The following is a 2,379-nucleotide window of genomic DNA, read 5'->3' as shown; positions in this document are numbered from 1 at the left end:
AGGCCGATGAGATGACTCTGGAGACCCGGTCCACAAAGACTGTTCGTGTAAAGAAGTGACCTGGAAGCGACCCTAGCGATCCAGCCGGACCCTTAAAGGAAGAAGGGGAAGCACCGACATGCCGACCTGCCCGAACGGACACCAGTCGGGTTCCGACGACTGGTGCGAGGTCTGCGGTCACCGCATGGCCGGTGCCGTACCTCCGCCTCCGCCGCCCCCGCCGCCCGGTGGTTACGGCTTCTCGCCCTCCGGTGGCGGCCGGCGGGCGGGCGCCCTGCCGGCCGCCACCGGAGGGCGGGAAGCCGTAACCGCCGGGCGGCGGGGGCGGCGGAGGCGGAGGTACGGCACCGGCCATGCGGTGACCGCAGACCTCGCACCAGTCGTCGGAACCCGACTGGTGTCCGTTCGGGCAGGTCGGCATGTCGGTGCTTCCCCTTCTTCCTTTAAGGGTCCGGCTGGATCGCTAGGGTCGCTTCCAGGTCACTTCTTTACACGAACAGTCTTTGTGGACCGGGTCTCCAGAGTCATCTCATCGGCCTGAGCGACCCTCGTCTTCAACCGCACAGTACCTGTCGCGGCGTCGACCACGTCCACCACCTTCGAAAGCAGTTTCGCAGTATCCGCGTTCCCCGAGGCGCTCGCCAACTGAACGGCCCGTCCCAGTTTGGCCGTTGCTCCATCGAAATCGCCCACTTTGCGCAGATCGAGCCCCTGCTTGATGACTTGTGCCAGTTCGGCCTGACCCGTGTAGTGGGCGACCTGGGGGCTGATCGCGGTGGAGGCCGTCATGTCGTCGGTCCATACGGCCCGTACCAGGCCCTGCGCGCCGAGGTTCTGTGCCGAGCCGTCCGGCTGCGGAACCACCAACGACACCCGCGCGGCCAGCATTTCGCGGCCGAGGCCGGCCGGCGGGACCTCCACGCACAGGTGGTAGTCGCGGGACTCGTCGCCCCAGGACCCGGTCGGATAGTCCCCGGCGCGCGGCCCGGCCTCGGTGCGGCGGGCGGTCAAGTCCTCGACGGCAGGGGCGACTTGCTTGACGTAGCGGAGGGTGGTGCCGACCGGCGTCCACACCCGCAGGGCGACGTCGGCGACCTCCTTGCCCATCGCCGTCTCCATCATCTGCCTGAAGTCGGCGGCGAGGCCCGCCGGATCGGCGACGATGTCGGCGGTGCCGAGGAGCGCCGAGGCGATCCCTGTGACTTCTTTCACTTCCCAGTCGGTGCCCACGCCCCGCGCGTCACAGGTGAACCGGCCCGCGCAGGCGTCGAGGGCGGCGCGCAGATCCTCCGGCGACTCGTGCTCATTGCGCCCGTCGGTGAGCAGGATGCCGTGCCGCAGGGCGACGTCCGCCGAGGACAGCAGCCGGTCGGCGAGGCGCAGCCAGGTGCCGATGGCCGTACCGCCGCCCGAGGTGAGCCGTCGCAGCGCCTGCTTGGCCCGGTGCCGGGTGGTGGGGCTCGCGACGGCCAGGCCCCCGTCGCCGGGGTAGACCTCGGTGGCCACATGGGTGCCGGCGATGACCGCGAAGTGGGTGCCGTCGCGCAGGGTGTCGACGGCGGCGGCCGTGGCGTCCCGGGCGTTGCGCATCTTCGTCGGCGGATACTCCATGGAGCCCGAGCAGTCGACCATGATCGCCACGGCGGCGGAGGGCCGCCCGTCCGGGGCGGCGGGGCTCAGACCCCCGCCCAGTGTGCCGCCCCCCGTCGCCGTCACCGTGACGATGGCGTTGACCTCGCGGCCGCCCTCGGGCAGGTACTCGTTCTGGTACACGTCCACCGAGAACCGTGGCACGCTCGGCTTCGCGAAATTGGCCATACGAACTCAAATCCCCCTCCACCGGCTCGCTCACGCGCGGCGGTGCTGTGTACGGGCCGGTCCCCTCCGGCCCGTGGCCCCCGTGGCCTCAGGCCGATCCTGCCCCCTGCGGTGGTGCGGGGAACGGCAGCACGGCCACTGTTACGTTGTCGTGGCCCCCGCCGTCCAGGGCGTGGCCGACCAGGACGCGGGCGCTGTGCAGCGGCCGGGCGGCGGCGTCCGCCGGGATCGTGTCGGCCATCTCCCGCGCCGTCTCGGCGTAGTTCCACAGTCCGTCGGTGCACACCACCACCACACCGGGCCGGTCCGGCTTGAACGACGCGGTGTGCGGGTCCAGTTCATAGGCGTCCGCGCCGAGCCAGCCGGTGATCGCGTGGGCGCGCTCGTCGGCGTACGCCTCGGCCTCGCTCATCAGTCCGGCGGCGACCATCTGCGCGGCCCAGGAGTCGTCCTCGGTCAGCCGGGCGGGCGGCGCGTCGCGGTCGTCCGGCACCCAGTAGGCGCGGCTGTCGCCGACCCAGCCGACCACCAGGAGTCCGGCGGCGACAGCCGCGCCTACTG

General features: G+C 71.2%; 2 protein-coding genes and 1 pseudogene. All 3 read right to left on the bottom strand.

Features of this window, described 5'->3' with window-relative positions; genetic code table 11:
- Positions 1 to 262 precede the first annotated feature (262 nt).
- Positions 263 to 421 (bottom strand): annotated as a pseudogene (locus CCN72_RS41490) (FHA domain-containing protein); the annotation flags it as partial.
- Between the two features lie 59 nt (positions 422 to 480).
- The gene (locus tag CCN72_RS35710; RefSeq protein ID WP_086812529.1) at positions 481 to 1,818 is read right to left on the bottom strand and encodes a vWA domain-containing protein; all 1,338 of its coding nucleotides are present in this window, start codon (positions 1,816 to 1,818) and stop codon (positions 481 to 483) included.
- Between the two features lie 88 nt (positions 1,819 to 1,906).
- Positions 1,907 to 2,379: PP2C family protein-serine/threonine phosphatase (locus CCN72_RS35705; RefSeq protein ID WP_425276203.1), on the bottom strand; the 473-nt coding region annotated here is incomplete at its 5' end.

Origin of the sequence: Streptomyces murinus, from assembly GCF_002154555.1 — a bacterium.
GTDB lineage: Bacteria > Actinomycetota > Actinomycetes > Streptomycetales > Streptomycetaceae > Streptomyces > Streptomyces murinus.
This window is presented reverse-complemented; position numbering and strand designations above follow the sequence as displayed.

Excerpts from the sequence above, each read along its gene's own strand:
- CCN72_RS35710 (WP_086812529.1), bottom strand. The coding sequence starts at position 1,818 with ATGGCCAATTTCGCGAAGCCGAGCGTGCCACGGTTCTCGGTGGACGTG.